The organism is Octadecabacter antarcticus 307, from assembly GCF_000155675.2.
GTDB lineage: Bacteria > Pseudomonadota > Alphaproteobacteria > Rhodobacterales > Rhodobacteraceae > Octadecabacter > Octadecabacter antarcticus.
Map to the genome: position 1 here is coordinate 1,528,164 of NC_020911.1, position 26,517 is coordinate 1,554,680.

Below are 26,517 nucleotides of genomic sequence, written 5' to 3' on the forward strand. Positions count from 1 at the left end.
ACCCTGATCGACCGCGACGAGACATCACGGGGGCTATTCGGGCAGTGGACAGGGTATTGCCAGGCAATGTCCCGAAAAGGGGGCACAAACGAAAACACCAACCGTCTGCTGCGCCAGTACGTCCCAAAAGGCACAGATTTGTCGATATATAGCCAAGCAAAGCTGAGTGCCGTCGCCAGACAGTTCAATCAGTGACCTTGTATGGCGCTGGGATACGAGACTCCCGCAGAGCGTTTCAATGCATGTGTTGCGTCAATCAGTTGAGACTGCTGCGTAAAGCGGCCATCACGATACTTGACTATCCCCCCCCCTCACGCCAACCGTTACCCCATGTTTGACGTGCGTCCCGTAGGATATGTGATTGGCCTTCTGGTCGCGGCTCTTGGGGCCACTATGTTTGCGCCTTTATTGGCCGATTTGGTAGCGGGCAATGGCCATTGGCCGGTGTTCTTTGAAAGCGCGGTCATAACCATTTTGGTAGGCGGGCTTGTCGCACTTGCCTGTCAGAATGGCGTGTCCTCAGGGCTGACGATCCGCCAGACGTTCTTACTGACGACACTTGTTTGGCTGGCATTGCCCTTGTTTGGATCATTGCCATTCATGTTGGGTGGATCAGATCTGGATTTTACCGATGCGTTCTTTGAGGCGATGTCAGGCCTGACCACAACAGGGGCCACCGTCATAACTGGCATCGAAGGCCTGCCAGAGGGTTTGAAATTGTGGCGCGCGATTATGCAGTGGCTTGGCGGGATCGGTATCATTGTTGTCGCGATGGTATTTCTACCCGAATTGCGCGTCGGTGGTATGCAGATATTCCGCAGTGAAGCCTTTGATACTATGGGTAAAATACTGCCCCGTGCGGCTGAGATTTCGAGCCGAATTTCAGTGATCTATGTCGCGATTACACTGGCCTGCGCGATCTGTTATTCTATTGTGGGGCTTAATTCATTCGACGCGATCACCCACGCAATGACGACCGTGGCGACGGGGGGGTTTTCGAACTACGACAATTCGTTCGGCGCGTTCGGCGCGGGGCCTCATTACGTCGCCAGCGTGTTCATGATCCTCGCGGCATTGCCATTTGTGCGATACGTGCAGCTGATTTCGGGCAACGGCGCGAGGCCGTTGTTTCGTGACAGCCAAATTCGCACCTTCTTTGCCGTTGTTTTTGTATTGGTGGGTGTGATGACGCTGTGGCTGTGGCGCACGTTCCACGGGGTTGGCGAAATCGGCTTTCGAGAGGCGCTGTTCAACGTCACTTCCATCATCACGGGGACGGGATTTGCATCGGCTGACTACATGCAATGGGGCCCGTTTGCAGTTACGATGTTCTTCTTTATTGGCTTGATCGGCGGCTGCGCTGGATCGACCGCCTGTAGTGTCAAAATCTTCCGTTATCAGTTGCTGTTTACATCCATCAAGGCCCAGATCCGCCGCATCCATTCGCCCCACGGTATATTCACCCCGCGCTATCAGGGCCGCGCGGTTAGCGATGATGTCCTGAACTCGGTCATGGCGTTTTTCGTGGCATTTATGGTGGCGATTGGTGTGGTCGGCGTGGCGTTGGCGTTTACGGGGCTGGATTTCATCACATCGATTTCAGGCGCGGCATCGGCTTTGGCGAATGTGGGGCCGGGTTTGGGCACTGAAATCGGGCCGGCTGGCAATTTTGCGGGCTTGAACGATACTGCCAAATGGATTTTGGCGATCGCGATGTTGGTGGGCCGGCTTGAGATTATGGCCGTGTTTACCATCCTCAGTTGGCATTTCTGGAGAGAATAATGAAGAGACCCTTAGGCGCCCAAATCTCCCACATGTTGAAGGATCGCGGCATTGATGTGATTTTTGGCATCCCCGGTGTACACAATCAAGAAATGTATCGTGGGATCGAAGAGGCGGGTCTTACGCATGTTCTGGCGCGTCACGAACAGGGCGCGGGGTTTATGGCCGACGGGTACGCGCGGGCATCCGGCAAACCAGGTGTCTGCTACGTGATTACCGGACCTGGTGTGTTGAACGCGCTGACCCCGATTGGGCAGGCGTATTCGGATTCGGTGCCTGTGTTGATGCTGGCGTCATGTTTGGACGAAGTGGCGCTTGAAAAGGGCCAGTTGCACCAGATGAACGACCAAGAAGGGGCGGCTGCCTGCGTCACCGATTGGTCCGCCACTGCCCGCACAGCCGACGCTGCGTACGGCTTGATTGACCGTGCCTTGTCTGAATTTGCCACCAAACGGAAGCGTCCCAAGGCGATCCATGTGCCGATTAAGCTGCTTGAGGCGCAAGCCGATGCGCCGCCCATGCCCGCACCCGAGCGGACCTGCGCAACCGATGCCACACCCGTAATCGACGACATTGTCGCCCTGTTGCAAAACGCCGAACGCCCCCTGATCATCGCTGGCGGTGGTTGCGCTGGTGCAGATGAGGCGTTGCGCATTGTCGCCCAAGCATACGGCGCGGCAAGTTTCAGCACCTACGCAGGCCGTGGCATGTTCGCGCACGACGACCCGCTACACTTTGGCTCCAACCTGTCGCGGGCAGGGTCCCAGGCCATCATCGGGCAGGCGGACGTTGTCCTTGCCATCGGGACCGAACTGGCTGAGGTCGACATTTGGCGGCCAGAGCTGGGCCACACGGGAACATTCATTCGCGTGGATATCGACCCTGAGATGTTGACATCGCGACCACGCACTGACGTGGCACTTTGTGCGGACGCAGGGGCGACGCTGTTTGTCCTCGCAGATGAAATCCAGCGCGAAGCCGTGACGAAATGGACCCCCACAGAGGTCGTGCAGGCCCGTGCTGGATGGCGCGCAGAGATTGAAGCAGAACGCCCCGGATTGCCGCTGATCATCGATTGCGTACGCGCCGCAATGCCCGACGACGTGATGATGTATTCGGACATGACGGGCTTTGCCTATGCCGCAAAAGACATCTGGCCAATGAAACGTGCGGGCCACTGGCACCATCCGTTCGGGTTTGGCACACTCGGCTATGCGCTGCCTGCGTCAATTGGCGGGGCCGTAGCGCGCAAAGGCCTGCCCACGGTTTGCATCATTGGCGATTATGGCCTGCAATACACGATTGCGGAACTTGGAACGGCCGTAGAACTGGGCCTGCCGTTGGTGATTATCCTGTGGGACAACGGCAAACTAGGCGAAATTGAAGAGTCGATGATAAGTGCCCAAATCGCGCCCAACGCTGTGATCCAGCGCAATCCGGACTTTCTTGCGCTTGCCAAAGCCTATGGTGCGCATGGGGTGCAACCTGCGACGCTGGCAGATATCGCACCAACGTTGGCCGCTGCGTTCAAAGCGAACGCGCCGACGGTTATCCGCCTGACACCTGATCTTATTAGGTAACGACCCGCCCTCAGCAGCTAATGACCTAGTCGTCCCAGCAGCTGACCAGAACTGCCATGTCAGCGGCCATTAGGGTTAGGGATTCAGGTGTCATGTAGGCCACGGATTCCGTTGTCACCACGTCTAGGCCTGCGCCCGCAATTGACGCCACGATCTGATCGGCATCCAACGAAAATGAGACCTCAGGCGGCAAGCTTTGGCCATTTTCCTGCGTTTTTGGCAGCAACATACCCAAGACCGCGCCACCGTTGTCATAGACTGGCCCACCCGCATCACCGGGTTGGGCAAAGATCGATAGCCGCTTGATTTCATCTTCACCATTGAGCCCGCGAATATCGGCCAGCGTGCCAAACGTCAGCGCGGGCGTTGTCAGTACGCCGCCATAAGGAAAACCTGCAACAGCAACTTCGGCGTTCAAGCGCGGCACACCAGTTTGGAATTCGGCTACTGCAGGTGGCGCAAGTCGTGTCGTTGGGCGCAAAACGGCCAGCCCGAGGGCGACATCTTGGTGCACCACGGTCGCGTCATGTTCCAGCCCGAGAGTAATCGAGGCGCACTGGCCGATTGCTTCAAGCGTGGTCAAAACATCGCCCGCTGCGTTGATATAAAAGCCGGAACGATCACGGATCGGTTTACGCACAGCCAATCCTGCAATCATATCAATCGCCTGATCTTCATCTGGGCGCGCGATAGCGGGGTCGAGGACGCCACTGATTGTCGTAAAGCTCGCAACCATTTCACCAAGTACACGGCGGCGACGTTCGTCATCACCTGCGGGCCAAACCAGAGTAAAACCTTTGATCTCGCCGTTTTCCAACGAAACGGAGGTGTAGGACTGAACTGTGTCGTCTGCGCCTTCTATCACAAAGCTACGATCGCGACGGGCGCGTTCACCTTCGGGTGGGATAATCGCCAGTGTTTGCAGGATTTCGTAAAGCCCGAACATCCGTGTCTGATCGCCAGGTTGTGAGATCAGCAAAACCTGTGCCGCCACATCGCCCGACGCATCAAAACGCGCGAACGGCGGTTCGTATTCGGAAAATCTCACCACGCCTGTGGGGATTTTCATTTCAATACCGGACGCATCATCGCGCACCAATTGCAAACCGATGCCATCGAGGATGGAATTATACCCGCCGAGCAGTTCAGCCCGCTGGCCGCTGGTCAAAACGCCTGTGGGTTCATGATTGTTGGCCTGTTGCCATAACGACATCGACCGTCGCGTGCCGCGTCCATAAAGCCCGTCAATCGCGCCATCGTAAAACCCAGCCCACTGCAATGCTGTCTGCAACAGCTGCTTTTCATCACGATCCAACGCTTGCTCGCTGACCTGCGCTTCACGAAGGGTTTCAGCAGGGGGCAAGATGGAATCTGGGTTTGGTTCAGGTTCAATGGCTGCGATGGGCGTTTGATCGGGTGCGGTCGTTCCAGATGGCTCAACAGCCACGAGATCAGCGGGCGAGGTGACGCCGACAGGCCAGAACTGGGAGCGAAAACGGTTGCCGTCAACGATGTAGCTATCGGCGGGGATCACCCGCGCACTGCGAAGCCGATCCAGTTTGGTATCCGCATCAATCGCCCCGTAGGGACCAAGGGCGATGCCGTACCAGCCATTGGGTAAGGCGAACCCTGTAACGTCAGACACACCATCGGCGGCATAGCCACGGGCGGCGTCCTGTGCGCCCGTTAATGTGCGCTGGGCTTCGATCTGCACCCAAACGCTTTGTTGGGCTGTTGCTGGAAGGGCCATAAAAATGCTGACAATCAGTGCTGATAAAATGCGAACCATGTCTTTGAAATCGTCCTTAAAGTGTCTGGCAACTGCTAACGCAGCCGCGTGTTTGCAACAATTTATCTATTTTGGCCCAAAGCGCACGTGTAAAGTGGCCCATCTGCGAGGAAACTGGTCCGATTTGCCCCAGATCACGGACATTTGCGCACATTGACCCCCGCGACGCGGCAACCTATGCAAGCCCCAGTTATGCAAGAGGGCGTCAATGGCCGATATACCGCGCAGTTTTCAAGAAATTATCCTTCGCCTTCAGGCGTATTGGGCCGCGAAAGGTTGCGCCATTATGCAGCCCTACGATCTAGAGGTCGGCGCGGGCACGTTCCACCCCGCCACGACACTGCGCAGTCTTGGCACCGTGCCGTGGGCCGCGGCCTATGTGCAACCATCGCGCCGCCCCACCGATGGGCGCTACGGCGAAAACCCGAACCGTTTGCAACACTTTTACCAGTTTCAAGTGCTGATCAAACCCAGTCCGCCCGATTTGCAGGAGCTTTATTTGGGGTCGTTGAAAGCCATTGGCGTGGACATGGATTTGCACGATATCCGTTTTGTAGAAGACGATTGGGAAAGCCCGACTTTGGGCGCTTGGGGCCTTGGCTGGGAAGTTTGGTGTGATGGTATGGAAGTGTCACAATTCACGTATTTTCAACAGGTTGGTGGCCACGAATGCCATCCTATATCTGGTGAATTGACCTATGGGCTGGAACGCCTTGCGATGTATGTTCTGGGCGTCGATCACGTGATGGACATGCCCTATAATGACCCGGACGCGTCGATTCCGTTGACGTATGGCGACGTGTTCAAGCAAGCGGAACAGGAATATTCACGCTTTAACTTTGACATCGCGGACACCGACATTTTGCTGAAGCATTTCGAAGACGCAGAACGCGAATGTGCAGCGATCTTGGCCCATGACCCTGTTGATCCGAAAACTGGCCATAAAATCGTCATGGCGCAACCCGCTTACGATCAGGCGATCAAAGCCAGCCACCTGTTCAACCTGCTTGATGCGCGCGGGGTGATTTCTGTCACCGAACGCCAAGCCTATATTGGTCGCGTGCGTACCTTGACGAAACACTGCGCCGACGCTTTCTTGCAAACCGCCGCTGGCGGACAAACGGAGGACGCAGCATGAACGCCACCCGTTTTGCCATCGTCTTCATCGTTGGATTTTCTATTTTTGGCGGGGCCTTGATGTATTACCAGCTCGAATACGCGGGCTATGTAGAACTAACACCGGCTGAGGTTGGAGAAATCCAATTAATCAACATAATTTCAGGCAACCCAGAGGCGATATTGTCGGAAAATGTAGAGGCGATAGACTCGCTTGTCGACGGCGTCCGTCTGTCTAGCAGCGTGTCCTACCGCGCCTGTTTTGAGACGCCACGAAACCAAACCATGCTGGCTGAAACATACGTCATCATGGACGATGCCGTGCCGTGGACCGCACCATCATGGTTTGACTGTTTCGATGCCCGCGAGGTTGGCAAGGCGCTGGAAGACGGCGATGCAATCGCGTTCATAAGTCAAGAAAACATCAATTTTGGCATCGACCGCGTCGTGGCCATACTGCCGGATGGACGTGGCTTTGTGTGGCACCAACCCAACCCCTGCGGGGAGGCCGTATTTTCCGGCGATCCAACCCCGGATGGCTGCCCAGACCTGCCCGAGGACTTTTAGATGCCTGACCTACTGATCGAACTTTTTTCTGAAGAAATCCCTGCCCGAATGCAGGCCAAAGCTGCCGCTGATTTACAGAAATTGGTCACGAATGGATTGGTCGACGCGGGCTTGACCTATGCCGGTGCTGGAGCGTTTTGCACGCCGCGCCGTTTGGCATTGTCGGTTGAGGGGCTGACGCCCGAATCTCCCGACACCCGCGAAGAACGCAAAGGCCCGAAAGTCGGCGCACCAGATGGTGCGATTGACGGGTTTTGCCGTGGCGCAGGCGTGTCGCGCGACACTTTGGAGGTCCGCGATACCGGCAAGGGTGAGGTTCATTTCGCTGTGATCCAAAAGCCAGGCCGCAAGGCCGCTGATATAATCGCAGACGTGCTTGAGGGCGCGATCCGAAGTTTTCCGTGGCCCAAGTCCATGCGTTGGGGAACGGGGTCGTTGAAATGGGTTCGCCCGCTGCATTCGATCATTTGTATTCTGACCGATGAAGGTGGGGCGAACGTTGTTGCTATGTCCGTCGATGGCATTGCCGCGGGCAACACCACGCTCGGTCACCGCTTTATGGCACCAGACAAAATTCCCGTAACGTCGTTCAATGATTACGAGGCGAGGTTGAAGCGCGCCAAGGTGATCCTGCGCGCTGATGAACGCGCTGACTTGATCTGGTCCGAGGCGTCAAATCAGGCGTTTGCTGCGGGTTTGGAATTGGTCGAAGACAAGGGGCTGTTGGCTGAGGTTGCAGGCCTTGTGGAATGGCCGGTTGTGCTGATGGGCACGATCGCGAATGACTTCTTGAATTTGCCGCCCGAGGTTCTGACGGCATCGATGAAAGAACATCAAAAATTCTTTTCCGTCCGCGATAAATCCGGCCAGATTGTGCGTTTTGTGACGGTTGCAAACCGTGAGACAGCGGATGGCGGCAAGACGATCCTTGCAGGGAACCAAAAGGTGCTATTCGCGCGGCTGTCGGACGCGAAATTCTTCTGGGAAAACGATCTGCGGATTGCGAAAACTGGCGGGCTTGCATGGCTTGATGCGCTGGGCAATGTGACGTTCCACAATAAGCTGGGCACGGTCGCAGAACTGGTTGATCGCATGGCCGCCTTGTCGCGCGAAATCGCGCCGCTGGTTGGCGCTGATCCCGATGAGGCCGAGGCCGCGGCACGGTTTGCCAAGGCCGATTTGAGTTCCGAGATGGTTTATGAATTCCCTGACCTTCAGGGGTTGATGGGGCGCTATTACGCGGGCGAGGCTGGGCTGTCTGATGCCGTGGCTTTGGCGGCGCAGGAACATTATTCGCCGTTGGGCCCGTCAGATGATGTGCCAACTGCGCCCGTGTCTATTGCCGTGGCTCTGGCTGAGAAGATCGACAAGCTGACGGGGTTCTGGGCGATTGACGAGAAGCCGACAGGGTCGAAAGACCCGTTTGCACTGCGTCGCGCTGCTTTGGGTGTCATTCGAGTAATACTTGAAACAAAAAGGTCACTAAATTTGACTTTTTTGTTCGGACTTGGGCTTGAAAAGCAACATTTGTTAGCTGCCTTAGGGGGGGCTTACGAAAATATTCAGTTTGAAGTTGCTGCTCTTACAAAAAAGCTCGCCGATCCCTCTTACAGAGGCTCTTTACTTACAAGCTCTCGTGAAGACCTTGAACGAGATCTACCCGTGTTAAAGTTACGCATGGAAACTTCCATGAGTAAACTTGAAGAGTATAAGAGTTACTTAATAGAAGTTCCGTTCGACCTCCTCGCCTTCTTCCATGACCGCCTCAAGGTTTACCTCAAAGACGAAGGTGTCTCCCACGACGTCATCGACGCATCGCTCGCCATGCCCCGCAACGACGATCTGCTGTTGCTGGTGAACCGCGCCAAAGCGCTCGCCGCGTTTCTGAAAACCGATGATGGGGTGAACCTGATTCAAGGGTTCAAGCGCGCCAACAACATTCTGTCCCAAGCGGAAGATAAAGACGGGGTCGAATATTCCTACGGTGCGGACATCAAATTCGCTGATGGGGACGCGGAAAAGGCGCTGTTTGCTGCCCTTGACGCCGCTGACGCCAAAATCGCGCCTGCGATGGCGGCCGAGGATTTCGCGTCAGCGATGTCAGCCATGGCCGATCTGCGAGGCCCTATTGATGCGTTTTTCGACACCGTTCAGATCAACGCTGACAGTGAACTGTTGCGGCGCAATCGTTTGAACTTGTTGCACCGCATCCGCACGATCTGCCTAAGTGTCGCAGACCTGCGAAAACTTGAGGGTTAACGACTCTTAAAGGTTACACTTGCCCTGTGCAGGCACCCCTCTATGGTGCGCGCAAAGGGGACGCCGCAGTGCAGAAAGTCATCACGCTAAAGGATATGTGTCTTGTCACCAAAACTGCGCCGATGGCGGCTGCGGTTCACGGTGAACGGGCGAAATGCCTGCAACGGTTGATCCGGCTGGATATGCCTGTGCCGATGACCGTGGCGATGTCGTTTGATGCTGTGCGGGCGATTGCGGCTGGGCAAGCCACGGATTTGCCGCAAATTCTGCGCCATTTTGGGGGTAAACCATTGCTGTCGGTCCGCCCGAGCAGCATGGATCCTGATTGGGGCGGGCCGGTCGCCATTCTTAACATCGGGATGAATGACGCCAAACACGCCGATCTGTGTGACACCTTGGGTGAGGACACGGCGACGCGGCTTTATATGCGCTATATCCAGACGTTTGCAGTCGAAGTGGCGCGGCTGGACCCCGAAGAATTTTATTTGCCCGATCAGCCGTCGAAAGATGCGTTGCGCGCAATGCTGTCCAATTATGAAACTGAAATGGATGCTGAATTCCCACAAGACGTAGGCGCGCAATTGACCGAAGTGTTGCGCTCTATGGCGCGGACATGGGAAGGCACCACCGCGCGGCTTTTGCGCCAAGCCAAAGGTGCGCCGCCCGACGCGGGGCTGGGGCTGGTCGTGCAGGAAATGGCGTTGGCGGTCGGGGCGGGGGTTTCGGGGTCCGGTGTCATCCAATTCGCGTCCGGCACGACTGGCACGCCAGAGATCAACGGGCGGTTTGTGCCCCAAACGCTGCATGGAGAGGGGTTGCGCGACAGCGACGGCGCGCTTTATCTGACACGCGATCCGCGCGGGCCGTCGCTGGAAGAACATGCACCGGATGCCTTTGCCAAGCTTGTGGAATTTGGGGCGTTGGGGCGCATCAGGCTGCGCGAAGAGATGGAAATCAAGTTTATCCTGCTGGATGGGCAGCTTACAATTCTCGATGCTGTGCGCATTCAGCGATCAAACCGCGCAGCCGTGCGCATTGCTGTTGATCTGGCCAGTACGGGGGTCATTACGAAAGAAGACGCCATTCTGCGGGTGCAGCCCGCTGCGCTGTCAGAATTGTTGCACCGGCAGGTGGATCGCAGCGCAAAGCGCGATGTGTTCGTGCGCGGCATTGCGGCCAGCCCCGGTGCGGCCAGCGGGCGGTTGGTGTTCACCGCAAACGAAGCGCAGGCAAGTGCTGCGCGCAGCGAGGCCTGTGTGCTTGTGCGCCGAGAAACCACGCCCGAAGATATTCGCGGCATGCACGCCGCCGTCGCCGTTGTGACGCTGCGTGGTGGCATTACCAGCCATGCGGCAGTCATTGGGCGCGGCATTGGATTGCCATGCATTGTTGGTGCGTCTGATCTTGATTTAGATGAACGCAAACGCACGATCATAGGCCCCGACGGGCGCACGTTGAAGGCCGGTGATATGGTCACGGTCGATGGCAGCACGGGGCAGGTGTTGGTCGGCGAACCCGCAATGCTTGAGGCCGCCCTCGATGAGGCGTTTCAGACCTTGTTGTCATGGGCAGATGACGTGCGCGATATTGGTATTCGTGCCAATGCAGACACCCCTGCGGACGCGCAAACCGCCCGCAACTTTGCGGCCGAAGGCATCGGGTTGGTCCGCACAGAGCATATGTTCTTTCATGGTGAACGCGTCGATTTGATGCGCGAGATGATATTTGCTGAAACGCCGATCGCCCTTGCGGCGGTTCTGGAACGGCTTTTGCCGCTACAACGCGCTGATTTTTCCGAAATATTCCAGATCATGCAGGATCAACCCGTGTGTATCCGGCTGTTTGACGCGCCGTTGCATGAATTCTTGCCTGCGGGCAAACAGGGGATGCGCGATCTCGCCGAAGTGTTGAATGTACCGTTGGCGCAGATGACGGCGCGGGTGGATGATCTGTCCGAATACAATCCGATGCTGGGCATGCGCGGTGTGCGGCTTGGCATTACCGTGCCCGAAATCTACGACATGCAGGCGCGTGCCATATTTGAGGCAACGGTCGCGTCAAGCGCGAAGGGCATTGTGCTGGTGCCCGAAATCATGATTCCGCTGGTCAGTGCCAAACGTGAGGTTGAGTTGGTACAATCGCGTCTGGATGCCGTGGCAGCGGCAGTGCGGGCGGAATCCGGTGTGGATTTTGAATACCGCCTTGGCGTGATGGTCGAAACTCCGCGTGCGGCGTTGCGCGCCGAAGACATCGCCGAACATGCTGCGTTCTTGTCATTCGGGACCAACGATCTGACCCAAATGACCTACGGTTTGTCGCGCGATGACGCGGGCAAATTTATGTCTGATTACGTCAAATTGCGCGTCTATCCCGAAGATCCGTTTCACACGCTTGATTTGGACGGCGTGGGTGAGTTGCTCCAGTTGGGCGCAGACAGGGGCCGCAAGGGGCGTCCGGATGTGACGTTGTCGATTTGCGGCGAACACGGCGGCGACACTGCAGCCATCGCATTTTGTCGCACGCATGGGTTTGACTACGTGTCCTGTTCGCCGTTTCGGGTCCCAGTTGCGCGACTTTCCGCCGCTCAACTGGCGCTAAAGGACAAACTTGGCACATAAATTTCCCTAGGTGTGACTGCAAAAAATTGAACGCCCCCATCATATTGTGGTTGGTTCCTTAAGTTGTGAATTAATAATATTGGTGCGGCGGGACACCGCAGGGGGCTGACTGGACGGATCAAGCGCTTTCCCTTAAAGGCAAGGCGCTTGCGTGAGGCTAATCGCGTGTCTTCTTGGGGACAAGAATGTTGAACCGATTTGTTATGCGACTTTTGGCGATTGCCGCCTTAAGTGTAAGTGTGGCCTTTGTTGGGGTTTCCGCCGTGCAAGCTCACGAAGTTCTGGCGGCCCGCCTTAGTGCGTTGCTTGGACAGGAACGGCGCGCCATCCAGCAGGTGCCTGATATCAGTGTCGCCGCTTTGACAGCCGTGCCACCTGTTGCTGCCCGCAACATTGCGACCGGGCCCGACGCCATCACTTACGACCAAGCCTTCCTTGTGTCCCAGCCCGCGCCGTCCGGTGGTGAGCAGTGGCGCTGCCTGTCCGAGGCATTGTATTTTGAGGCACGCGGGGAAACTGTACGCGGCATGTTTGCCGTCGGCGAAGTTATCATGAACCGCCGCGATTCTTCGCGCTATCCAAGCACGCTGTGTGGCGTCATCAATCAGGGCACTGGCCGCCAATTTGCCTGTCAATTCACCTACACGTGCGACGGTGCTGCGGAACAAATCCACGAACAGGCTTCATGGGTTCGTGTTGGCAAAGTTGCACGACTGCTGCTTGACGGCGCACCACGCCAGCTTACGGATGGTGCTACACATTATCACACACGGGCCGTAAACCCGCGCTGGGCTCGGATATTTCCGCGCACCGCCAGCATCGGGGCGCATTACTTTTATCGGGAAGGCTAACCGCCACTCCAAACCGCCACTCCATATAATGGACCCGTCGCTTCTGCCCCTAATGGTGGCGTAACAGGTGGTTGTCGGGAGCCTTCCAGCTTAGTATCCACGCTTAACAACTGCGCAAAGACACAAAGTGGGAAAAGCATGAGCCGCGATACAAGATTGGCCTTTTCCCACCCCGCAGAGCGGGCAGAGGCGACCACCCCAAGCGGAAAAATCGGCCTGCGCGACCGCATTTCCCTGCGCGATTACATTACCGAAGTCGAAATTGGCGCCTTCCAACAAGAACGCGGCCACCTTCAGCGCATAAAATTCAATGTGGTGGTTGAGGTCGACGCGCTGACGGGTCCGATTGACGACGATGTGGACCGCATCCTGTCGTATGATCGCGTCACCGAAGCGATTGAGGCTGAACTAGGGGCAGAGCGGCTTAATCTGCTTGAAACGTTGGCAGCACGGGTGGCCGAACGCATTCTGCTGGAACCCCAAGCGTTGCGGGTATTTGTGCGGATCGAAAAGATTGATCGAGGGCCATATTCCCTTGGTGTGGAAATCATGCGCGAACAGGGTGGCAATAAGGACGCCGCGGTGGAAACCGTCGAGGATCCGCACCCGCGGGTGGTGTATTTGTCCAACGAAACCGTCGCAGCGAGCGGGCTTGCGGCGTTGATTGATGATCTTTCGGCGGATGAGATTCCGCTGATCTTCTGCGTCGGGGCGGGTGATGTAGCCACGCCGCAAACCCGCATCGCCATGGCGCAACGGCGCATTGATCTGCTGGCGATTGAACAAAACGCATGGGTTTTGGCGGGGCGCGACAAACGCTGCGTCGTGGTTGGTACGCGCACCGAACTTGATTGGGCAATGAAGAACGGCCAGATTTGCGTTTGGGCACCGTCAAAAATTGTGCTCGATGCGGCGGACAGTCCCGGTGCTGACGCGCGCGACGCGCTGGGGTTGGTGGCATGGTTCGCCGGCCAATTGCAGGCACTAGAACTTGTGGTTGTCGGCGCAGATGCGCCGAACTGCGAGATTCCAACCCGCGTGATTTGATGGTGTACTACCGCCCCATCGCCATGACTGACCCGCACCGCCCTGCAGCGGCTAAAACCCTTGCCGGTGGCTGGTGCTGGTTCACCCATGCGCAGCGGCTGGAACGCGGCCAGCCAAGCAGGCTTGTTGCAGTGGCCGAAATTCCTGAAGGCGTTCTGAACCGTCTCACGTCCTCACGTGCGCCGATCGCGGGGCTGGACATGCTCGCGCCCAAAATAATGGGCATCCTTAACGTGACACCCGACAGCTTTTCGGATGGCGGGTTGTTCAACGCCCCAGACGCAGCGCTTGCACAGGCCCGCACGATGGTGGCGGACGGGGCGGACATCCTTGATATCGGGGGGGAAAGCACGCGGCCCGGTGCCGCGACAGTGGACGTGGACGAGGAAATCGCGCGCATAGCGCCAGTGATTGCCGCGATCCGCATGGATAGTGACACGCCCATTTCGATCGACACCCGTAAAGCCCGCGTCGCACAGGCGGCGTTTGCTGCGGGGGCGTCAATGGTCAATGACGTGTCCGCCTTTACATATGATCCGGAAATTGCCCGTGTCACTGCTGGGGCAGGTGCGCCATGCTGCCTGATGCATGCCATGGGCGAACCCGCGACAATGCAAGACGCGCCGACATATGGCGATGTCACGCTCGACGTTTACGACGCCCTTGAAGAGCGGATCAATACTGCAGAGGCGGCGGGAATTGGCCGGCACCAAATCATCGTCGATCCGGGTATTGGTTTTGGCAAGACCCAAGATCACAATCTGACCCTGTTGAAAAACCTATCTATTTTTCATGGGCTTGGCTGCGCGATTCTGCTTGGCGCATCGCGCAAGCGGTTCATTGGTACACTTGGAAACGCACCAGACGCACGTGACCGCACGGCGGGTTCGGTGGCGATCGCGTTGCACGGGATCGGGCAGGGTATGCAAATCCTGCGCGTCCATGATACGTTTGCGACAAGACAGGCAATGAGCCTGCATATGGCAGTGAATTAGCACTTTCTAGTAAGTTAGGCGGGACACCATGGCACGTAAATTTTTTGGAACAGATGGTGTGCGTGGTACCGCCAACAAATACCCTATGACAGCAGAAATGGGTTTAAAAATTGGCGCTGCAGCAGGGCGCTATTTTCGCAACGATGGATCAAACGGCCACCGTGTTGTGATCGGCAAAGACACGCGCCTGTCGGGCTATATGTTCGAATCCGCGCTGACCGCTGGTCTGACCAGCACGGGCATGAATGTGCTCCTACTCGGCCCGATCCCGACACCCGGTGTCGGGTTGCTAACAACGTCGATGCGCGCTGATCTTGGCATCATGATTTCCGCCAGTCACAACCCTGCCGTGGACAATGGCATCAAGTTTTTCGGGCCTGACGGGTACAAATTGTCTGATGAGGCCGAGGTAGAGATCGAACGCCTGTTAGAGGGTACAATCGAGCCCGCGCAGGCGTCCAATATTGGCCGTGCAAAACGTATTGATGATGGTCGTTTCCGCTACGCCGAACGCCTGAAGGGGACGTTCCCGCATGGGATGCGGTTGGACGGGATTAAGGTCGTCATCGATTGCGCGAACGGCGCAGGCTACAAGGTCGCGCCTGAGGTTTTGTGGGAACTTGGCGCAACGGTCATTCCTGTTGGCACCAACCCTGACGGCTTTAATATCAACGATGGCTGCGGGTCTACAGCGCCGCGCACGGCGGCGGAAACCATCGTTACCCACGGCGCGGATGTCGGGATTTGTCTGGACGGCGACGCGGACCGCGTGATGATTTTGGACCAACATGGAAACGTCGCTGATGGCGATCAGATCATGGGGCTTTTCGCCAATCGCTGGGCTAAAACGGATCGTTTGAACAAGGGCACACTGGTCGCGACTGTCATGTCCAATCTCGGGCTGGAACGATACCTGAATGACAAGGGTTTGGTCCTTGAACGCACCGATGTTGGCGACCGTTATGTGGTCGAGGCGATGCGCGCAGGAGGGTTTAATCTGGGTGGTGAACAGTCCGGTCATATCGTGATGACGGATTTTGCCACTACGGGCGATGGTCTACTGGCAGGTCTGCAATTCCTTGCGGCGATGATCGAAACTGGCAAACCGGCGTCCGAACTGATCCGTGTGTTTGAAACCGTGCCGCAGATGCTGAAAAACGTGCGCTACAGTGATGGGGCGGACCCGCTGGACCAAGCCGCTGTAAAGGCCGTGATTGCGGCGGCCGAAGCGTCACTTGTGGGCAAAGGCCGCCTGTTGATCCGCAAATCCGGCACTGAACCATTGATCCGCGTGATGGCAGAATGCGAAGAAGACGCGCTGCTGGCAAAGGTAGTAGACGGTATCGTGGCGCAGGTCGAAGCTGTGGTGACAGTTAGCGCCTAAGTAGCTTTCGAAGAGCCACCCATTGGCTGATCGCGAGGCCGCACAGTATCAACGCCAGTGCCGCAAAGAAGCGAAGTGGTAAGACTTCTGAAAGCACCCAAACGCCGAAGATCATGGACCAAACTGGCACCTGGTAGTTCACCAATGTCATGAAAACCGATCCGGCGGTGCGAATGGTTTGCACCCGAAGCAAGGCCGCAAATGCCGTCGGGACCAGCCCGAGGAAGACGATCGCATAGCCCGCGCGCCCGTCCACCCAAACCGGTACGCCCTCAAACACCAACATCGCGGGGATTAGGAAGATCGCGCCCACGACCAGCGTTAATGCGGCCATCACGATGCTGTCGATTGGCGGGCATACGCGGGTCAGCACGCTTGAGATCGCATAAGACAGCGACGCCCCGATGCAGGCCAGTTGCGGCAGCGCGAGGCTGGCTTGCGAGAAATCAAACGCCGTCGGGCCGATGAGCACGGCAGCGCCAATGAAGCCCCAAATTACGCCCACGGTCTTACGCGTCGACATCTTTTCGTCGCTAAACACATGCGCCATTGGCAGAACAAACAGCGGCAATACGGCCATCGAAATACCAGCAAACGCTGATGGCACATACTGTTGGCCCCAAGACAGCAACGCGAACGGCAGGGCGGTGTTCAGCATGCCGATCACAGCCAAATAGCCCCAAACCTCGCGTCCATGGGGCATTTGGCGGCCCATGAAGCGAACTAACAACAGCAAGGTGACTGCCCCCAAAGTCGTGCGCGCACAGGCGACGGTCAAGGGGCCGTAGCCTTCGAGCGCAATCGCCACGACCATAAACGTGCCACCCCATATCAGGCCGAGCAGCAGGATCGACAGCCAATTGAACAGGGTGGGTTGGGTGGTCATGGATCGGTTTGACCAGACGGCGTTGGGATTGTCTAGGGACCGTCAATGCAGCTTGCGGTTTGGACAAAATACGTCTTCAGAGTATCCTGAAGAAGGTTTCTGTAGACGTCAGGAGGCAGCGATGACACGCCGTCAAGAGCAGACAGATGTCCTTGTGATTGGGGGCGGCACGGCAGAGCTTGACGCGGCGTTGCGGCAGGTCGTCAAGGCTTGAGCGTCACCGTTCTTGAGGCGACGAGCAAGGTCGGCGGCGTGACTGCGTTTTGCCCCGGCACGCCGTGGGGTGGCGGGTATCCGGTGGACCATTATCAATGGTGGCTTCCTCGAAGAACTGACCGCGCGGCTCGAGGCAATGACACCTCCCGCAGCACAAAAACGCCCCTATAACCTCGCGAATTTCGGCCCCTGAGATCACCTGCGACCACGATATCGCGACCCTTACCATGTTCGAGATGCTTGAAGAAGCAGGGGCGCACTCTGTTGAATGCCGCAGCGATTAGATCGACGATGGTGGGCGCAGCGATCCAATCCGTGGCGTGTTATGAGCCGAACGGGTCTTTCACAATCACGCCAAAGATCGTCATCGACTGTTCTGGTGACGGTGATATTTCAGCCAAGGCAGGTGAGCCATAGGTGCTGGGCGATGACAGTAGTAACACGATGGCTCTGACGATTTCGTTTCATATGGTGGGGGTTGATTGGGTCACAGCTTTTGTGGACTCCGGTCCTTATTTCACCACCTATGCCGGACGCGACGTTGCCCAAGAGTGTCCGCACTCTGACCTGAAGAAACTGTATCTGATGAAGGGGTTTCACGCGGGAACGGTGTTTTGCAATTCGGTCCATGTGCGCAGCGTGGATGGGACCGATCCGGTGGCTGTGGGGGCAGCCACGCGAGAGGGCCGCAGGCGGTGTTTGAAGCTGTCACAGTTCCTGAAAAGCGAAGTGGTGGGGATTGAGGGCGCGTTCATGTCCCTGCTTTTGCCCACAGTTGGCGTGCGTGTAACCCGCTAGCATAAAGGGGTGTCTCAATTGACGGGCGCAGACCTCGCAAAGGGGAGAAGTTCGCGAATGGCATCGTGAGCTGTGACAATCCGGTTGATGATGTGAAGCGCAGTGACGAAGACATGACCCACTATGCAGCGATCGCAAAGGGCGGATACTAAACGATTCCGGTCCGGTCCCTGATCTCTGCGGATGAATCCAATCTGGTGTTCGCTGGGCGGATCCTATCCGCTGATCCTGTGGCCTTTGCGTCAGTGCGGGGTATGCCGCAGTGCATCGCCATGGGCCAAGCAACGGGGACGGCTGCGGCCTTGGCTTTGGACGCCGGATGCGCTGTGCAACAAATCGACGCCAGCCGCCTGATTGCGCAATTGACAGGCCGAGGCATCGATCGACTGGCGAGGTAGCTTTGCGTGTGAATGCAATAACATGTTGTTAATAATTAAAATTATTTACGTGTAAGGTCGAAACTGAAAAGGGCCCCGCACCGCGAGGCCCTTGTTGTTTGATGTCGCCTCGACGATTAGTTCTTCGCTTTGTCGACCATTTTACCGGCAGAAATCCATGGCATCATGTCGCGCAGCTTGCCGCCGACCTGTTCGATCTGGTGTTCGTCGTTGGCGCGCCGCGCCGCTTTGATTGTTGGTTGGCCTACTGCGTTTTCAAGCATGAAATCACGCACGAATTTACCCGACTGGATGTCGTCCAGAACCGCTTTCATGCGCGCCTTGGTTTCAACGTAGGGCAGGATGCGCGGACCGGAGACGTATTGGCCGTATTCCGCAGTGTTGGAGATCGAGTAGTCCATGTTGGCAATGCCGCCTTCGTAGATCAAATCCACGATCAGTTTTACTTCGTGCAGGCATTCGAAATAGGCCATCTCAGGCTCGTAGCCGGCTTCGACAAGTGTCTCAAAGCCCATGCGGATGAGTTCAACAACACCGCCACACAGAACTGCCTGTTCGCCGAACAGGTCGGTTTCGCATTCCTGACGGAAGTTGGTTTCAATAATGCCGGACCGACCGCCACCGATGGCGCTGCAATAGGACAGGCCGATTTCGTGCGCCTTGCCGGATGCGTCTTTGTCGACCGCGATCAGGCAGGGCACGCCGCCGCCTTTGGTGTATTCGCCGCGCACCGTGTGGCCCGGACCCTTTGGCGCCATCATGATGACGTCGATGCCGTCTTTCGGTTCGATCAACCCGAAATGCACGTTCAACCCGTGGGCAAACGCAATCGCGGCACCGGGCTTGATGTTGTCGTGGACGTATTTCTTGTAGGTTTCGGCCTGTAATTCGTCGGGCATGGTGAACATGATCAGGTCTGCCCAAGCCGCAGCTTCTGCGATGCCCATAACGGAAAGACCTTCGCCTTCGGCTTTTGCTTTGCTTGGCGATCCGTCGCGCAAGGCAACGACAAGGTTTTTCGCGCCGCTGTCGCGCAGGTTCAGCGCATGGGCGTGGCCCTGTGAGCCATAGCCAAGAATGGCGACTTTCATGTCTTTGATCAGGTTCACATCGCAGTCACGGTCATAATAAACGCGCATGGGGGTATTCCTTTATTGAGGTTAGAATTGGAGTTCTTATGGCTCACATTTGAGCGCGTTGCGAGGCCTGTTCTTCGCTGTTTCTTTTCCAAGATGAATTTGTTATGCGTAGTTAATGCCAATTTTGAATATTTCATGCTTGATGACCTAGATCGCCGTTTGCTGCGCCAATTGCAGGCCGAACCGACCTTGACAGCCGCAGAATTGGGCCAACGGGCGGGTGTGTCCGCGCTTAAGGCGACGCGGCGGCTGGGGCGATTGCAGGAACGTGGTATCCTGAAAGGCCAGCATGCGGTGATCAATTGGCATGCGTTGGGCTACGTTGTTGGCGTGTCGCTGCGCATCACGCTGGATAAAACCCACGCCCGCGCGTTTGACGAATTCCTTGATGCGGCGCGCGCCGTTGCGGAAGTCACAGAAATCCAGACATTTTTGGGCCGTGTCGATGTGCGCCTGAGCGTGATCGCGTGTGATATGGCGCATTATCAGCAGATTTACCGTCAGCAGATTCTCGCGCTGCCGCACATGGCCGATATCGAAGCATTGATGACGGTGGCGACATTGCATGACGATGAAAGTCTGCCGTTATGATTGACTTGGACGACACAGACCGTGCGATTTTACGCGCTTTGGTGCGCGATGCGACCCAAACAGCGGCAGCAATTGGTGGGCGCATCGGACTTAGCCAGCCCGCGACGTGGCGCCGTATCAAACGCCTGCGAGAGGCTGGTATTTTGGCAGGGCAACGCGTGTCATTGGACGCGGCAAAACTGGGCTTTGGGGTGACAGTGTTTTTGGGCATCAAACTGGCCACAAAGGGGCGTGTGTCACTGGATGATTTCGAACGAGCGGTCACGGCGATCCCCGAGGTGCAACTGGTGGAACACGTGCTGGGACTTTACGATTATCGCTTACGGGTCGTGGCGCGCGACTTGGCAGATTTTGAACGGGTCCTGCGCCGCCGCGTAATGACATTGCCGGGCGTTGGGGATGTTGAGGCGAACGTATTACTGAGCCAAGAGCGCAGGCCAGGGCCAATTTTAGGCGTGGTTTTTAAGTGGAATTAAGAATTTTACGTGGAATTAAGGCATGTCAGCTAGGTTTTCGGTAACATCGTGTCTGGGAACCAGTGCTCCCAATCCGAAATTTCTTTCAAGGGGTCGCAGCGGCCTCATTGATGACGATTTGGTCATTTTACGCGATGATGCCGTATTTCCAAATCAATTAGGAGGCTGGCATGCGAAACGTCATGCGCGTGAAGGCCGCGATCGCGCGGGCCGATGCATGCTTGTATCGCGCCAAAGCAGTGGGCCGAAATCGGATGGTGGTCAATTTTCATGACGACAAGATAGATCAGGCAGTGGCTTAAATCGATTAGTTTTTGGGTCCCTCGTATTTGACGGGGCAGGGAAATAGGCTTTGATCCTGCGACTTGGGCAGCTTAAGTTCTTGGAAACCTCATCAAGGATAAAAAGCATGGCCCCCGTTTCTAACCGCACACTTGTTGATCCCGATGGTCTATTGGAATTTTCCGTCGTGTTCACGGATCGCTCTCTCAACCATATGTCAAAAGTATTTCAAGGCGTTATGCGCGATCTCAACACGATGTTATGCGACGTTTATAACGCCGACGCTGTGGCGATTGTACCAGGTGGCGGGACGTACGCGATGGAAGCGGTGGCGCGCCAGTTCGGTGGTGGTGCCCATGCGATGATCGTGCGCAACGGCTGGTTTTCCTATCGGTGGAGCCAGATTTTTGACGCTGGTGATTTTGCGGCGCAAAGCACGGTTCACAAAGCGCGCCAGATCGGCAATGACAGCCGCGCGCCGTTTGCGCCGGCCCCAATTACTGACGTAACGGCGGCCATTCGGGACGCCAAGCCCGACGTCGTTTTTGCGCCACACGTTGAAACCAGCGCAGGGATTATACTGCCGGACGACTACGTGACCGCCTTAGCCGACGCCGCCCACGAGGTCGGCGCGCTGATGGTGCTTGATTGCATCGCGTCTGGTTGCGCCTGGGTCGATATGAAAGCCACCGGTGTTGATGTGCTGATCTCCGCGCCGCAAAAAGGCTGGTCGTCGAGCCCATCTGCCGGTCTTGTGATGATGTCGACGCGGGCTTTGGAGCGGTTGGAGGCGACGACGTCAAACAGTTTTGCCATCGACCTGAAGAAATGGCACCAGATCATGCAGGCTTATTTGAACGGCGGCCACGCCTATCACGCCACGATGCCGACAGACGCACTACGCGATTTCCGCGATACAATGCAGGAGACCGCTGAGATGGGGTTTGATACGTTGCGCGCGGCGCAGTGGAAATTGGGCGAAGGTGTGCGGGCTTATTTGACGCGCAAGGGCATGAAACCGGTCGCAGCCGAAGGCTTTGGCGCGCCGGCTGTTATTGTGAGTTATACCGATGATCCCGACATTCAGAACGGGTCCAAGTTTGTAGGCGCGGGCATGCAGATTGCCGCGGGTGTGCCGCTGGCTGTCGATGAACCTGCGGATTTCCGCACGTTCCGCATTGGTCTGTTTGGAATTGATAAACTGTGGGACGTGGATGCGACGCTAAAGCAGTTCACTGATGTGGCCGATCAGGTTCTTTAAGCGGGTCTAAAGTGTTGGCGTTTCAGCCACTCCGATCAGCATATCTGACAGCGGCCAGACGTCTGCGAAGGCCGCGTCGAGTTTGGACGCAAGATCACGGGACGGGGCCGCTGACGGTATCGGGTGGCCCGTCGCGACCAATCCTTTTTGGCGCGACAGACCGCAGTGCGCGTGGTCTTTGCCAAAGGATGGGGGCACGCGTTTGAGTTTGGGGTCCCATACCGCATAGCCCTTATCGGCGACAGACTTGATCTTCCCGACCAGATAATCCTCGTCCAAATCCGCCATTTAGCGCCAATCAATAAGGGCGCCTTTGCCAAATACCGTCATACTGGTGCCGACGGTGACGTCGTTCGGGTTGATCCCGAAAAACAAGACTGGGTCTTGACGGGCGCCTGATTGCACCGACCGCATCATGTGTAGACGCGTGGTGTAGGGCGTTTTGTCCTTTGAAAACCGCACATCGCGGTGGGCACGAAACAGTTTTGTCGAAACAGGGCAGCCAGTAAGCGTCGCAAGGCGCGCAAACCCACCTAGCAGAGCTTTGGCGAGGTCGCGCAGAAAGCCCTTGGCGACAGGGATGAGCGTGTCGAACATAATGCCTCCCGCTCTTATGATCTGTGGCTAGACCCGCACAAAGATTGGGCATATGCCAACGCAGTGTCCACGCTCTTGTCATATCGCACGCATACCAAACGGTTGCTGAAATTGGGTCTGCCTTTGGTTGGTGCCAATGTTGCGGGCTTTTCGATCCACATGACGGACACCATCATGCTTGGTTGGTATTCTGTCACGTCCTTGGCGGCGGCGACGGTGGCGACAGGGCTGTGGTTTATTATTTTCATTATTGGCGCAGGTTTTGGCCGCGCGGTGACGCCGATGGTGGCTGAGGCGGTTGAGATGGGCGATGAGACCCGCGCACGCCGCGTTACCCGCATGGCGCTGTGGTTGTCGGCGATCTATGCGGCGTTGCTGATTGTGCCGTTTATGTATGGTGAGGCGGTGTTGCTGGCGATGGGGCAGGACGCATCGGTGGCGACGCAAGGTGGGTTGTATTTGCGCATTGCGGTGCTTGGTATGTTCCCCGCAATGGGGGCGCAGGTCATGCGGTCCTACCTTGGCGCGATGGAAATGACGGCCGTTCAACTGTGGATCACGCTGGTGGCATTGGCCGCCAATGGTTTGGTGAATTATGCTCTGATCTTTGGTAATTTGGGCGCGCCCGAGCTGGGGATCGAAGGGGCCGCGATTGCGTCTGTGGTGATCCAGATTTTGCAGATGATCGCGCTGATGCTTTACGTGCAATGGAAAAAGCCTGAAGCAGAATTGTTCCGCCGCATCTGGAAACCTGACAACGAGGCGATGGGGCAGGTATTTCGCCTAGGCCTGCCGATCGGCCTGACATCATTTGCCGAAGGGGGATTGTTTGTTGGCTCATCCGTTATGATGGGCTGGATCGGTGAGATTGAACTCGCCGCGCACGGGATCGCCATGCAACTGACGGCGTTTATGTTCATGTTCCACGTTGGCATGTCGGAAGCCGCTACGATCCGCGCCAGCCGCCAATTTGGTGCGCGTGATGAGGCTGAACTGCGGCGCGGCGCGGTGGCGGCGTATTTCGTGTCGCTGAGTTTCGGGGTGATCGTTGTGATCCTCTACCTCGCTATGCCAGCGGTTTTTGTTGGGCTATTCATCGATCCAGAAGACCCAGCGCGCGATGCAGTTCTGGCGCTGGGCGTAGTCTTGGTGATGCTGTCTGCGCTGTTCCAGTTTGTGGATGCCGCCCAGATCGTCGCGCTGTCGGTGCTGCGGGGCGTGCAGGACACGCGGGTACCGATGTGGCTGGCCATCGTCAGCTACTGGGTGGTCGGTATTCCGGCGGGATACATCATGACCTTCATATTTAATTGGGGGCCGATTGGTTTGTGGTTGGGTTTGACCGTAGGTCTGGGTGTGGCCGCTGCATTGCTGAGCCAGCGGTTCTGGGGGCGGTCTGTGCATATTGCGCGCGCGGGCGCGACTCGTTAGCGGCAGGACGAAAAAGAGGGGCCAGCCCCGTCGCTATGCGACTCCCCGGGATATTTTTGAGACAAAGACAGGGGTGAAGAGAAGGACGTGCGGCGCGCTATTCAACGGCGTCCTGCGCGTTCATCAGGCAGTCGGATTTTTTGCGCACGAGCAGTAGAACGTAGGTCATGCATCGCCAGAAGACGGTCATCTGTGATGCCGATCAGCTGTTCGTCGCTGGCTTTGGATTGCATCCGCTGCGTCGTGATGTTGAGGAAGTCGACCGCGCGGTGGATATCGTCGATGTCGCGCTTGGCAAGCAGAGCCATGCGCTGTGCCATCCACGCCTCGATCTGGGCGATGTCGATCTCTGACAGGACGCGGTCGCCTTGGGGCTTCACTTTGCCGTTCTTGATGTTGATGACCGCGATTTGGTCCTTCTCAATACGGCGCTGCTAGCGGCGCCGCTCGTTTGTCGCCAGCTTTAGCTGAGGTTGGCACAGAAGGTTTGAATGCGTGTGCAGGCTTCTTTCAGTGCGTCGTCCGATGTGGCGTAGCTGACGCGAAAATTTGGCGATAGGCCGAATGCTGCGCCAAAGACAACGGCGACACCGGTTTCTTCCAACAGGGCAGTGGCGAAAATTTCGTCATCGGTTATCTTGGTGCCAGCAGGTGTCGTTTTGCCGATGCATCCTGCGATGCTTGGATAGACGTAGAACGCGCCTTCGGGCATGGGGCAGACGATGCCTGTCGCGTCGTTCAGCATCGACACCACCAGATCGCGGCGGCGCACGAACATCTCGTTGTTTGGGGCAATGAAATCTTGTGGGCCGTTCAACGCTTCGACGGCGGCCCATTGGCTGATGGAACAGGGGTTTGATGTGCTTTGGCTTTGCACCTTGCGTATTGCCCCGATCAATTCTTTCGGTCCCGCAGCATAGCCAATGCGCCAGCCTGTCATCGCGTAGGCCTTGGACACGCCATTCATGGCGAGCGTGCGATCATAAAGCAGCGGTTCGACCTGTGCGGGCGTGCAGAATTTGAAGTCGCCGTAGGACAGGTGTTCATACATATCATCGGTCAGCACCCAGATATGGGGGTAGCGCAGCAATACATCTGTCAACGCCCTAAGCTCGTCCCAGCTATATCCTGCACCCGTGGGGTTGGAGGGTGAGTTGAACAAAAACCACTTGGTTTTTGGCGTAATTGCAGCCTCAAGTTGGGCGGCGGAAATCTTAAAACCGGCTTCCAGCGTGGCCTTGATGAACACAGGTTCGCCACCAGACAGCAGCACCATATCAGGGTAGCTGACCCAATAAGGAGCGGGGATGATAACTTCGTCCCCCGCGTCCAGTGTCGCCATGAATGCGTTGTAAAGAACCTGCTTGCCGCCCGTGCCGACGGTCACTTGGTCGGGGGTGTAGGTCAGGTCGTTGTCGCGTGCGAACTTGGCACAGATAGCTTTCTTCAGCTCAGGGATTCCATCCACAGCGGTGTATTTTGTCTTTCCGCTGTTGATCGCCGCAATGCCTGCCGCCTTGATATTGTCAGGCGTGTCAAAATCTGGCTCTCCTGCGCCAAGGCCGATGACGTCGCGCCCCGCGGCTTTCAATTCCTGCGCCTTGGTGGTCACAGCGATCGTTGGGGAGGGTTTAACGCGCTTTAGTGTCGCGGAGAGAAAGGACATGGTCGGCCTCATCTGGAAAAAATCTATTGTACGTGTCATATGAGGAAGAAGAGTAAACGGCAACAGACCTCAGACGTATTGGAGACGGCGATGGACAACGAAACTGCGACCCAAGATTGGTACAGTGAGGAAACCGCGACGTTCGGGGATCGCTTGGCGGCTGCCCGCGACGTGGCACAGTTGACACAAAAGGAACTCGCGCAGCGGGTCGGCATCAAAACCAGCACCCTGCGCAACTGGGAAGAAGATCTGAGCGAGCCGCGCGCCAATCGGCTAAGCATTCTTTGTGGCATTCTTGGGGTATCCCTGAGGTGGTTGTTAACGGCTGAGGGTGAGGGGCTTTTGGCGCCCGACGAAGACGCGCCAATCGCGCCGGATGTGTCTGCCATGCTGACTGAACTTCGCGCCGTGCGGGCGCAGATGAAACAGTCGACTGAGCGGCTTGCGTTGCTCGAAAAGCGCCTTCGAATGATGGGGACAGCATGAGCGAACCCCTCGATGTGATGCGTAAACGGTTGCACATGCGATCAATCCGGCGCGGGATAAAAGAAATGGATCTGATCCTCATGGGCTTTTCAAAGGCGCACTTGGCGGGGTTGGATGCGACGCAGCTTGCCGTTTATGATCGGCTGTTAAATGAGAATGATCACGATTTATATCAATGGGTTAGCGGGCAGTCTGATGGGCCAACCGAATATGATACGTTGATGGCAATCATCCGGGAAGGCGCTGTTGGGGTCACAAGACCTACCGCATAACTGCATCTTCGTTTCTGATAATATTTTCAC

At 56.8% G+C, this 26,517-nt stretch carries 26 protein-coding genes and 2 pseudogenes; 21 read left to right on the forward strand and 7 right to left on the reverse strand.

What is annotated here, in order from left to right; all coding sequences use genetic code 11:
- Nucleotides 1–81: 81 nt before the first annotated feature.
- From OAN307_RS29780 to OAN307_RS07845, 3 genes and pseudogenes are all read left to right on the forward strand, one after another.
- Nucleotides 82–264: pseudogene (locus tag OAN307_RS29780) on the forward strand (transposase); the annotation flags it as partial.
- A gap of 66 nt (nucleotides 265–330) precedes the next feature.
- On the forward strand, nucleotides 331–1,782 hold the full coding sequence (locus tag OAN307_RS07840; RefSeq protein WP_015499246.1) for a TrkH family potassium uptake protein: 1,452 nt from the start codon (nucleotides 331–333) through the stop codon (nucleotides 1,780–1,782).
- A complete protein-coding gene (locus OAN307_RS07845; RefSeq protein WP_015499247.1) occupies nucleotides 1,782–3,362 on the forward strand; it encodes a 5-guanidino-2-oxopentanoate decarboxylase in 1,581 nt (526 codons plus the stop codon). Before OAN307_RS07840 ends, OAN307_RS07845 begins: the two co-directional genes overlap by 1 nt.
- A 25-nt stretch (nucleotides 3,363–3,387) precedes the next feature.
- On the opposite strand, the gene OAN307_RS07850 is transcribed toward OAN307_RS07845, so the two are convergent.
- Nucleotides 3,388–5,151 (reverse strand): serine protease, encoded by a 1,764-nt coding sequence (locus OAN307_RS07850; protein ID WP_015499248.1) that lies wholly within the window; start codon nucleotides 5,149–5,151, stop codon nucleotides 3,388–3,390.
- A 208-nt stretch (nucleotides 5,152–5,359) separates the two neighbouring features.
- Between OAN307_RS07850 and OAN307_RS07855 the strand changes: the two genes are divergently transcribed.
- The 8 genes from OAN307_RS07855 (at nucleotide 5,360) to glmM (ending at nucleotide 15,988) form a co-directional block, all read left to right on the forward strand.
- The gene (locus OAN307_RS07855; RefSeq protein WP_015499249.1) at nucleotides 5,360–6,289 is read left to right on the forward strand and encodes a glycine--tRNA ligase subunit alpha; all 930 of its coding nucleotides are present in this window, start codon (nucleotides 5,360–5,362) and stop codon (nucleotides 6,287–6,289) included.
- Nucleotides 6,286–6,834 (forward strand): DUF6446 family protein, encoded by a 549-nt coding sequence (locus OAN307_RS07860; protein WP_015499250.1) that lies wholly within the window; start codon nucleotides 6,286–6,288, stop codon nucleotides 6,832–6,834. Before OAN307_RS07855 ends, OAN307_RS07860 begins: the two co-directional genes overlap by 4 nt.
- A complete protein-coding gene (glyS, locus tag OAN307_RS07865; protein ID WP_015499251.1) occupies nucleotides 6,835–9,093 on the forward strand; it encodes a glycine--tRNA ligase subunit beta in 2,259 nt (752 codons plus the stop codon).
- Nucleotides 9,094–9,161: 68 nt separating this feature from the next.
- Nucleotides 9,162–11,711 (forward strand): putative PEP-binding protein, encoded by a 2,550-nt coding sequence (locus OAN307_RS07870; protein WP_044044556.1) that lies wholly within the window; start codon nucleotides 9,162–9,164, stop codon nucleotides 11,709–11,711.
- A gap of 185 nt (nucleotides 11,712–11,896) precedes the next feature.
- On the forward strand, nucleotides 11,897–12,562 hold the full coding sequence (locus OAN307_RS07875; protein WP_015499253.1) for a cell wall hydrolase: 666 nt from the start codon (nucleotides 11,897–11,899) through the stop codon (nucleotides 12,560–12,562).
- A 138-nt stretch (nucleotides 12,563–12,700) separates the two neighbouring features.
- On the forward strand, nucleotides 12,701–13,609 hold the full coding sequence (locus OAN307_RS07880) for a dihydroneopterin aldolase (protein ID WP_015499254.1): 909 nt from the start codon (nucleotides 12,701–12,703) through the stop codon (nucleotides 13,607–13,609).
- On the forward strand, nucleotides 13,609–14,604 hold the full coding sequence (gene folP / locus OAN307_RS07885; RefSeq protein ID WP_015499255.1) for a dihydropteroate synthase: 996 nt from the start codon (nucleotides 13,609–13,611) through the stop codon (nucleotides 14,602–14,604). The genes OAN307_RS07880 and folP overlap by 1 nt, the downstream gene beginning before the upstream one ends.
- 28 nt (nucleotides 14,605–14,632) lie before the next feature.
- Entirely contained in the window at nucleotides 14,633–15,988 is a 1,356-nt protein-coding gene (glmM, locus tag OAN307_RS07890) for a phosphoglucosamine mutase (protein WP_015499256.1), read from the forward strand.
- On the opposite strand, the gene OAN307_RS07895 is transcribed toward glmM, so the two are convergent.
- Nucleotides 15,978–16,874 carry a DMT family transporter gene (locus tag OAN307_RS07895; RefSeq protein ID WP_015499257.1) on the reverse strand — a complete coding sequence of 299 codons (897 nt, stop codon included), beginning with the start codon at nucleotides 16,872–16,874 and terminating at the stop codon, nucleotides 15,978–15,980. The two genes, glmM and OAN307_RS07895, sit on opposite strands and share 11 nt — an antisense overlap.
- A 480-nt stretch (nucleotides 16,875–17,354) precedes the next feature.
- Here OAN307_RS07895 and OAN307_RS29785 point away from each other — a divergent pair, with 480 nt between their 5' ends.
- The 3 genes from OAN307_RS29785 to OAN307_RS29795 all read left to right on the forward strand — a co-directional run bounded on the left by OAN307_RS29785 (nucleotide 17,355) and on the right by OAN307_RS29795 (nucleotide 18,286).
- Nucleotides 17,355–17,507: an FAD-dependent oxidoreductase gene (locus OAN307_RS29785; protein WP_245540997.1), complete on the forward strand. Its 153-nt coding sequence runs from the start codon at nucleotides 17,355–17,357 to the stop codon at nucleotides 17,505–17,507.
- A gap of 27 nt (nucleotides 17,508–17,534) precedes the next feature.
- Nucleotides 17,535–17,888, forward strand: coding sequence for a hypothetical protein (locus tag OAN307_RS29790; protein ID WP_015499258.1), 354 nt, complete (start codon nucleotides 17,535–17,537; stop codon nucleotides 17,886–17,888).
- A gap of 197 nt (nucleotides 17,889–18,085) precedes the next feature.
- Entirely contained in the window at nucleotides 18,086–18,286 is a 201-nt protein-coding gene (locus OAN307_RS29795; protein WP_015499259.1) for an FAD-dependent oxidoreductase, read from the forward strand.
- A gap of 116 nt (nucleotides 18,287–18,402) precedes the next feature.
- Here OAN307_RS29795 and ilvC read toward each other — a convergent pair whose 3' ends face one another.
- Nucleotides 18,403–19,425 carry a ketol-acid reductoisomerase gene (gene ilvC, locus OAN307_RS07915; RefSeq protein ID WP_015499260.1) on the reverse strand — a complete coding sequence of 341 codons (1,023 nt, stop codon included), beginning with the start codon at nucleotides 19,423–19,425 and terminating at the stop codon, nucleotides 18,403–18,405.
- Between the two features lie 135 nt (nucleotides 19,426–19,560).
- Between ilvC and OAN307_RS07920 the strand changes: the two genes are divergently transcribed.
- From OAN307_RS07920 to OAN307_RS07930, 4 genes are all read left to right on the forward strand, one after another.
- Nucleotides 19,561–20,016: an Lrp/AsnC family transcriptional regulator gene (locus OAN307_RS07920; protein ID WP_044044557.1), complete on the forward strand. Its 456-nt coding sequence runs from the start codon at nucleotides 19,561–19,563 to the stop codon at nucleotides 20,014–20,016.
- Complete coding sequence (locus OAN307_RS07925; protein WP_015499262.1) at nucleotides 20,013–20,492, forward strand: Lrp/AsnC family transcriptional regulator; 480 nt, start codon at nucleotides 20,013–20,015, stop codon at nucleotides 20,490–20,492. The genes OAN307_RS07920 and OAN307_RS07925 overlap by 4 nt, the downstream gene beginning before the upstream one ends.
- A 170-nt stretch (nucleotides 20,493–20,662) precedes the next feature.
- Nucleotides 20,663–20,794 (forward strand): hypothetical protein, encoded by a 132-nt coding sequence (locus OAN307_RS30685; protein ID WP_275450640.1) that lies wholly within the window; start codon nucleotides 20,663–20,665, stop codon nucleotides 20,792–20,794.
- Between the two features lie 107 nt (nucleotides 20,795–20,901).
- Nucleotides 20,902–22,035, forward strand: a complete 1,134-nt coding sequence (locus OAN307_RS07930; RefSeq protein ID WP_015499264.1) for an aminotransferase class V-fold PLP-dependent enzyme — start codon at nucleotides 20,902–20,904, stop codon at nucleotides 22,033–22,035.
- 6 nt (nucleotides 22,036–22,041) lie between these two features.
- Here the strand turns inward: OAN307_RS07930 and OAN307_RS07935 are convergent, their stop codons facing one another.
- Together OAN307_RS07935 and OAN307_RS07940 are read right to left on the reverse strand one after the other, a co-directional pair.
- Nucleotides 22,042–22,323 (reverse strand): DUF2461 domain-containing protein, encoded by a 282-nt coding sequence (locus OAN307_RS07935; protein WP_015499265.1) that lies wholly within the window; start codon nucleotides 22,321–22,323, stop codon nucleotides 22,042–22,044.
- Entirely contained in the window at nucleotides 22,324–22,632 is a 309-nt protein-coding gene (locus tag OAN307_RS07940) for a DUF2461 family protein (RefSeq protein ID WP_015499266.1), read from the reverse strand.
- A gap of 75 nt (nucleotides 22,633–22,707) precedes the next feature.
- Here OAN307_RS07940 and OAN307_RS07945 point away from each other — a divergent pair, with 75 nt between their 5' ends.
- Nucleotides 22,708–24,063: an MATE family efflux transporter gene (locus tag OAN307_RS07945; RefSeq protein WP_144055708.1), complete on the forward strand. Its 1,356-nt coding sequence runs from the start codon at nucleotides 22,708–22,710 to the stop codon at nucleotides 24,061–24,063.
- Between the two features lie 97 nt (nucleotides 24,064–24,160).
- Here the strand turns inward: OAN307_RS07945 and OAN307_RS07950 are convergent.
- Nucleotides 24,161–24,497, reverse strand: a pseudogene (locus tag OAN307_RS07950) (hypothetical protein); the annotation flags it as partial.
- A 29-nt stretch (nucleotides 24,498–24,526) separates the two neighbouring features.
- Nucleotides 24,527–25,729, reverse strand: coding sequence for a pyridoxal phosphate-dependent aminotransferase (locus tag OAN307_RS07955; RefSeq protein WP_015499269.1), 1,203 nt, complete (start codon nucleotides 25,727–25,729; stop codon nucleotides 24,527–24,529).
- Nucleotides 25,730–25,819: 90 nt separating this feature from the next.
- Here OAN307_RS07955 and OAN307_RS07960 point away from each other — a divergent pair, with 90 nt between their 5' ends.
- Both OAN307_RS07960 and OAN307_RS07965 read left to right on the forward strand, forming a co-directional pair.
- On the forward strand, nucleotides 25,820–26,215 hold the full coding sequence (locus tag OAN307_RS07960; protein ID WP_044043407.1) for a helix-turn-helix domain-containing protein: 396 nt from the start codon (nucleotides 25,820–25,822) through the stop codon (nucleotides 26,213–26,215).
- Nucleotides 26,212–26,487, forward strand: a complete 276-nt coding sequence (locus tag OAN307_RS07965; protein WP_015499271.1) for a succinate dehydrogenase assembly factor 2 — start codon at nucleotides 26,212–26,214, stop codon at nucleotides 26,485–26,487. The genes OAN307_RS07960 and OAN307_RS07965 overlap by 4 nt, the downstream gene beginning before the upstream one ends.
- Nucleotides 26,488–26,517 lie beyond the last annotated feature (30 nt).